Source organism: Methylobacterium sp., assembly GCF_019750675.1.
Classification (GTDB): Bacteria; Pseudomonadota; Alphaproteobacteria; order Rhizobiales; family Beijerinckiaceae; genus Methylobacterium.
On record NZ_JAIEOF010000222.1, the window covers coordinates 1 to 6757 of the forward strand.

Here is a 6757-nt window from a genome sequence, read left to right on the forward strand (position 1 = left end):
CTGGCAGGCTTCGACACCCGCCTCGATACGCCGCCTTCAACTCACCGTCGTCACCCAATCTCCCGCATAGCTCGGTGTTCAACCGACGTGACTCGAAGACGCTGATCGAGAAGCCCAAGGGCGAGCACATCATGATCGACGTGCCGGCCATCATCGACCGATCCGAGTTCGAGGCGGTGGCGGCGACGCTGAAGGCCCATAACCCGCGCACGACGCCGGCCCGGGTCGTGACCGGGCCGATCCTGCTCACCGGCTTGGCCACCTGCGCTACCTGCCAGGGGCCGATGACGATGCGCACCGGCACCTCGAAGTCGGGGCGGGTGTACACTTACTATTCCTGCTCTACCCAGGGCCGGCAGGGCAAAACGGGTTGCAAGGGCCGCTCGATCCCGATGCAGAAGCTCGACACCTTGGTGACCGACCACCTCGTCGCCGAGTTGCTACAGCCGGAGCGCCTGCGCGCGACGTTGGCTTCGCTGTGGGCTTTGCGGTCCGACAGGGCAGCCGAGGTCGATGACCGTGTCACTGCTCTGCGGGCGGAGGTCACGGCAGCGCAGGACAAGCTCAAGCGGCTTTACGCGATGGTCGAGGAGGGCGTTACCGATCTCGACGATATCCTACGAGAGCGGGTGGCGGATTTGAAGCTGGAACGCGACCGCGCCAAGGCGGCGCTCGACCGCATTCAGGTTGCCGACCGTCCCGCGGCGGCCATTGCCCCGGAGCTGGTCGAACGGTTCGGGGCGTTGATGCGCGAGAACGTGACGACCGGCGAGATCCCGTTCCGCAAGGCTTGGCTGCAAGCGATCGTCGATCGCATCGAGGTCGATGACACCGTCATCCGCATCATGGGGGATAAGGCCAACCTCGCTGCCGTGATGGCCGCAGGTGGCGCTGGCGCCACAGCCAGTGTTCGCAGTTCTGTACGGAAGTGGCGCACCCGACACGATTCGAACGTGTGACCTTTGCCTTCGGAGCCTTCGCAGACATCCCCTTGAGCCCAAAGGCCCCCACTGCCCCGTTGCGAAAGGCCGCCGCATGGGCTACCAGTGCGACACGGTCAGCACCCGTAGCTCAGCTGGATAGAGCGTTGCCCTCCGAAGGCAGGGGTAAGTCAAGTCTGCTGGGCGGCGAATTTGAAAAACGAAGCAAAATCAATAACTTGATTGCGCTTCAAAATGTGAGTTTCTCTGGTCCGCGGCTGCGGAAGCACTGCGGAAGCAAACTGAAAGGAGGCTGTAGAGAGGCGGCGGCGGCACAAAGGTAGGGTGAAAGCCGGGCCCTTATGGCAGCCGAATCGACGTTATGAGTTTTGTGTTTGAGGTTGACCCCGTTCAGGCTCAGACACTATCGAGTTTTCAGATGCACCCGTAGCTCAGCTGGATAGAGCGCCACCCTCCGAAGGCAAAGGTCACACGTTCGAATCGTGTCGGGTGCGCCATTTCCCTACAGAATTCTGAGCCCCCGGCGGGTCCGTCGTGCCCATGTCGGCGACGCTGCTCCGTAGGCTCATTCCGTCGCTGATACGCCTGCGAAGCACCTGTTTCACGGCGCCTCGCGGTCTCTGCCAGGCTAACGCCACGCCACTGCGGGACCGCGCATGTGGGGTGCGAGCGGCCCGTGCACGCGAGGTCGTGCCCGTAGCCTCGGTGCGAACGCCGAAGCGCGATGGCCGCGTCGGCAAGCGGGGTTCAGGGAGCGAATGGCGCGGGATCGCGTTGAACTCGATGACCCGCGATGCCAGGACAGCCATGATGCCCTTGAACCGACTGGCCGAGACCGAAGCGTGTCTCGCCCGCACCGACAGCGTCTGGCGCTCCGAGATGACGCGGCGGTTCGGTCCGGATGGCGTCCTGGAATTCGGATACCGCGCGGAGGGCCGGGGGGAGGATGGAACGCCGATCCGTCGCGCCTTCGAGGCACGGCGGCAGGCCGTCGCGCTCTGGCGACACGAGCGGCGCACCGGAAGCTAGGGCGGGGGATCGTCAGCCCGATGTGGTTCACCTCCGTGCTCGCTCTGTGGTCCGCCTACTGGGCCGCGATGTTCGCGCAGGTCGCGCATCTGCGCTCGCTGGACGACGGGGCGGGTGTCGTCGCCTTTTCATGGCTATCCAGGGGCCTTCTCGCGGTCGGCGCCGGGCTCTTCCTCATCGCCAAGCTGTCCCCGCACGGCCAGAGCCTCTAGAATCGAGCCCTCGCGTATCCGGGCGAAGACGCCCCACGCGGCTCGCTCCTCCGTGTCCCGCCAGGACGGGGCACTCGTCGGCGGGCCAGGCCTATCTCCGGCGTCTACGCTGAACGGTTGTCAATGGCCGGAGAGTGAAGACGAGGTTCGGCGCGGGCTTGTGCTTTTCCGACCCGTTTCATCAAGAACTCTGCTAAGGCTATCCCTTCGGCTCATGAGAGAGGGACGCGCCCGCGTCCCTTCGGTGAACTCGCCCGACGAGAAAGACCCCTCATGACCCACGAGAAGCCGAACATGGAATTCTCGGACCTGACCGGACGCGCGACCCAGGACGGCATCACGGTGACGGTGAACGTCTACCGCTTCGCCGGCACCCAGGACCCCTGGACCCTGGAGGTCGTCGATCCGGCGGGATGGTCGACGATCTGGAGCACCACCTTCGCGTCCGACGAGGATGCCCTCGATGCCTTCACGGAGGCCGTCGAGGAAGGGGGCGGCATGCGCGCGTTCCTGGAGCCGCCCCCGACGCTGCACTGAGTGGCGGCGGGCGACAGTCGCTCAGATACGCGGGGCCCGCCCGCCACGGCCATGCGCGGACATCACCGCGGTGATGACACTTTCGGAGAAAGCCTATGCGCATCCTTGTCGGTTGCGAGATGACCTACGCGTTTCCCCAGCCCACGCCGGTCATCGCCACGCTCAACGTGCACGCGTCGCGGGTCTCCGACCTCGAGCGCCCGGACCACCTCGTCACGAGCCCTTCCGTGCCTCTGGAAGGCTACCGCGACAGCTTCGGCAACTGGTGCCAGCGCATGACAGCGCCGGCCGGCACCTTCACGCTGAAGACCGAGACGGTGGTGCGCGACGCGGGGCGCGGGGACGAGCCCTGCGCCGACGCGCCGGAGACGCCCGTGGCGAAGCTTCCGACCGACAGCCTGCTGTTCCTGCTGGGGAGCCGCTACTGCGAAACGGACCGTCTCTCGCAGATCGCCTGGGACCTGTTCGGCCATCTTCCCCCGGGCTGGAGCCGCGTCCAGGCCATCTGCGACTACGTGCACGACCGGATCACGTTCGGGTACGAGCATGCGCGCGCCACGCGGACCGCCTTCGACGTGTTCGAGGAGCAGCGCGGCGTCTGCCGCGACTACGCGCATCTCGCCATCGCGTTCTGCCGCTGCCTGAACATCCCGGCTCGCTACTGCAACGGCTACGTCAGCGATATCGGCCTGCCGCTGCCGCACGCCCCGGGCGACTTCGCGGCCTGGATGGAAGTCCACCTCGACGGCCGCTGGCACACCTTCGATCCACGCAATAACGCCTCGCGGATCGGCCGCATCCTGATCGCCTACGGGCGCGACGCGGCCGACGTGCCGCTCACCCTGACCTTCGGGGCCAACACCCTGACCCGGTTCGTGGTCACGACCGAGGAAGCCCCGCCCATCGCCTGACGCGCGGCACCGCGCGTTCCTTGAGCCCCGGCGCCGAGAGGCGCTCCACTCCAACACCCTGGCGCCGAGCGGCGCCCCATCCCAACCCGGAGAGATTCACCATGAGCCAGACCGACATGCTCGCCGAGAACGTCACGATCGCGGACCTCGCGGGCCGCAAGGCGGACCGCCTCGAATACCTGAAGGGCGTCTACCTCAACATGGTCCCCGACCAGGCCAGCAATCCGACCCTGCGCGTCCGCCTCAGCCGCCTCGGCGTGGGGGTTCGGCCGGCCTACCGGATCGAGCGCGACGACACGGACGGTCAGACCGTCGTCATGGGCTTCTACCAAGGCGACAAGCACAAGCCCTTGCCCAAGCGGCTGCACGATTGCGACGGGCCGACCTGGAGCAAGGAGACCATGAGCTACGTCGATCTGCGCACCCTCCACAACGGTGCGATCGGAGCTTGAAGCGTCGATGATCGAGTTCTTCGACCGCACCGGCTCCGAAGCCGCGTTCTGCCAGGACGGCCGCTCCCTGTATCTCTGGAACGGCAAAGCGGCGGCCTTCATCCTTGACGACAAGGTCTATGCCTATGACGGTCGCTTCATCGGCTGGGCGGACCGGGGCTGGATTTCGGATGCGGACGGCGCATGCCTCCTCTTCGAACACGACGCGGTCGGCGGCCCCCAGAAGCCGGAGCGGCGGGCGAAGACCACGCCCGGCCCACGTGGCGCGAGGCCGTCCCGCGCCGAACCGCACGACGCCCCACCGCGGCCCAGCGCATCCCTGGTCTGGTCCGACCGGGTTCTGTCCGATCTGATCTGACGTCGCGCCGCACCCATCGGCGCACCGGCTCGACCCACCGAGCGGTGCGCCGGTGAGGTCGCTTTTTTCACGATACGGACCGGCGGCCACCGGCCTGCTCGCCGGAGCCCGGTGTTCTGCGTGCGGCGAATCCGGTACCCTAGCCGCCAGCCGTTCCGGCCATGATCGTGACATAGACCGGACGCCCCTCCGGGCCGCCCCGGGTCAGCCGCACGCGCCAGAGTGGCGGCACCTGCTTCCAGCCGACTTGCGGGCCGACATCCGTCACGCTCAAGGTCCAGGGCTCGCCGTTCGAGAAGGTGCCCTGCTCGATCCCGGCCTGCAGGCCGCGCGCGGCGCGCAGCGCCACGATGCCCGGCGCCTCGTCGCTGACGATGTCCGCGGACGCGACCCGGCCCAGGCCGAACTGCGTGCTGCCCGCGACCTGGAGTGCCGTGACGAGGCCGATGGCCACGATGGCGAAGGCCACCAGGACCTCCACCAGGGTGAAGCCCGCTTCCGTCTCCGCGGCCGGCGTCGCGTTCCGCATCACATACCCTTCGCTGGCCTGCCCTTCGCTGAGCCTGCGCGGGGCCGGCCCGTGGCGCGTCTCGCGGTCGGGCCGCGGGGCCGATCCTGACACAGGCGCGTCGCGCAGGCGAGCCGGACATCCGCGCACGGCGTGACGCCGGAGTTGTCGGATCGCCGGGACGCGGTACTCTGTCGGGCAGGGAGACACGCCGATGACCACCTCGACGACGGCCGACAGGGCCGCGCCCTCGATCTATGACCGGGACCTCGACCGGAACCCGGCCAATTACCAGCCGCTGACGCCGCTCAGCTACCTCGACCGGGCGGCCCGGGTGTTTCCCGACCACACGGCCGTCATCCACGGCCCCCTGCGGCGCAGCTACAGTGAACTCGACGCACGCTGCCGCCGCCTCGGCGCGGCACTCGCGGCGCGGGGCATCGGGCGGGGCGACACCGTCGCGGTCATCCTCGCCAACACGCCCGAGATGATCGAGTGCCATTACGGGGTGCCGATGACGGGGGCCGTCCTCAACACCCTGAACACCCGCCTCGATGCCGCCGCCCTCGCCTTCTGCCTCGACCACGGCGAGGCCCGGGTCCTGATCACCGACCGGGAATTCTCCAGGATCGTGGCCCCGGCGCTGGCCCAGGCTCGAGTGAAGCCCCTGGTGATCGATGTGGACGATCCGGAATTCACCGGCCCCGGCGAGGCCCTGGGCAGCCTCGGCTACGAGGCCCTGCTGGCGGAGGGCGACCCGGCCTGGGACTGGGCGATGCCCGGCGACGAGTGGGACGCGATCTCCCTGAACTACACCTCGGGCACCACCGGGGACCCGAAGGGGGTGGTCTACCACCATCGCGGCGCCGCCCTGCTCTGCCTCGGCAACGTGATCACGGGCGCGCTCGGGCAACACCCGGTCTATCTCTGGACCCTGCCGATGTTCCACTGCAACGGCTGGTGCTTCCCCTGGACCCTGTCGGTGGTGGCCGGCACGCACGTGTGCCTGCGCCAGGTCCGCGCCGGCGCGCTCTACCAGGCGCTCGCCGAGCACGGCGTCACCCATCTCTGCGGCGCGCCGATCGTGATGCAGCTCCTGCTCAACGCGTCCGACTCCGAGCGCCGTCCCCTGCCCCGCCGGGTCGCCTTCCTCACGGCCGCCGCGCCCCCGCCCCAGGCGGTTCTCGGCGCCATGGGGGCGGCCGGCTTCGACGTCACCCATCTCTACGGCCTGACCGAGACCTACGGACCGGCCGTGGTGAATGCCTGGCACCGGGACTGGGACGCCCTGGACGCGGACGCCCGCGCGGAGAAGATGGCGCGCCAGGGCGTGCGCTACCCCGTGCTCGAGGGCTTCGACATCCGCGATCCGGAGACCTGCGAATCGGTGCCCGCCGACGGCCAGACCATGGGCGAGGCGATGTTTCGCGGCAACGTGGTGATGCGCGGCTACCTGAAGAACCCATCGGCCACCCAGGCCGCCTTCGCGGGCGGCTGGTTCCGCTCCGGCGATCTCGGGGTGAAGCACCCGGACGGCTACATCCAGCTCAAGGATCGCTCGAAGGACATCATCATCTCAGGGGGCGAGAATATCTCGTCCATCGAGGTCGAGGACGCCCTGTTCCGCCACCCCGCCGTCTCCGCCGCCGCCGTGGTGGCGCGGCCGGACGACAAGTGGGGCGAGACCCCGATGGCCTTCGTGGAGTTGAAGCCCGGCGCCACCGTGGAGGCCGACGCCCTCATCAGCTGGTGCCGCGAGCGCCTGGCCGGCTACAAGCTCCCGCGCCACATCGTCTTCGGGGAATTGCC

The 6757-nt window shown here is 68.3% G+C and carries 9 protein-coding genes and 1 tRNA gene; 9 read left to right on the plus strand and 1 reads right to left on the minus strand.

Annotated elements, in window-relative coordinates:
- The 8 genes from K2X24_RS11770 to K2X24_RS11805 all read left to right on the plus strand — a co-directional run.
- Nucleotides 1-959, plus strand: a 959-nt coding sequence (locus K2X24_RS11770) for a recombinase zinc beta ribbon domain-containing protein (protein WP_292498134.1), incomplete at its 5' end; no start/stop codon positions are given.
- 402 nt (nt 960-1361) lie between these two features.
- Nucleotides 1362-1438 (plus strand) — tRNA-Arg (locus K2X24_RS11775).
- Nucleotides 1439-1748: 310 nt separating this feature from the next.
- The gene (locus tag K2X24_RS11780) at nt 1749-1970 is read left to right on the plus strand and encodes a hypothetical protein (protein WP_292498137.1); all 222 of its coding nucleotides are present in this window, start codon (nt 1749-1751) and stop codon (nt 1968-1970) included.
- 20 nt (nt 1971-1990) lie between these two features.
- The gene (locus tag K2X24_RS11785) at nt 1991-2182 is read left to right on the plus strand and encodes a hypothetical protein (protein WP_292498140.1); all 192 of its coding nucleotides are present in this window, start codon (nt 1991-1993) and stop codon (nt 2180-2182) included.
- Between the two features lie 273 nt (nt 2183-2455).
- On the plus strand, nt 2456-2719 hold the full coding sequence (locus tag K2X24_RS11790; RefSeq protein ID WP_292498143.1) for a hypothetical protein: 264 nt from the start codon (nt 2456-2458) through the stop codon (nt 2717-2719).
- A gap of 95 nt (nt 2720-2814) precedes the next feature.
- Nucleotides 2815-3630, plus strand: a complete 816-nt coding sequence (locus K2X24_RS11795) for a transglutaminase family protein (protein ID WP_292498145.1) — start codon at nt 2815-2817, stop codon at nt 3628-3630.
- A gap of 101 nt (nt 3631-3731) precedes the next feature.
- Nucleotides 3732-4082, plus strand: a complete 351-nt coding sequence (locus K2X24_RS11800; protein WP_292498147.1) for a hypothetical protein — start codon at nt 3732-3734, stop codon at nt 4080-4082.
- A 7-nt stretch (nt 4083-4089) separates the two neighbouring features.
- On the plus strand, nt 4090-4440 hold the full coding sequence (locus tag K2X24_RS11805) for a 4-fold beta flower protein (RefSeq protein WP_292498152.1): 351 nt from the start codon (nt 4090-4092) through the stop codon (nt 4438-4440).
- Nucleotides 4441-4579: 139 nt separating this feature from the next.
- On the opposite strand, the gene K2X24_RS11810 is transcribed toward K2X24_RS11805, so the two are convergent.
- Complete coding sequence (locus K2X24_RS11810; protein WP_292498153.1) at nt 4580-4969, minus strand: prepilin-type N-terminal cleavage/methylation domain-containing protein; 390 nt, start codon at nt 4967-4969, stop codon at nt 4580-4582.
- Between the two features lie 193 nt (nt 4970-5162).
- On the opposite strand from K2X24_RS11810, the gene K2X24_RS11815 reads away from it, so the two are divergent.
- Nucleotides 5163-6757, plus strand: a 1595-nt coding sequence (locus tag K2X24_RS11815) for an acyl-CoA synthetase (protein ID WP_292498154.1), incomplete at its 3' end; no start/stop codon positions are given.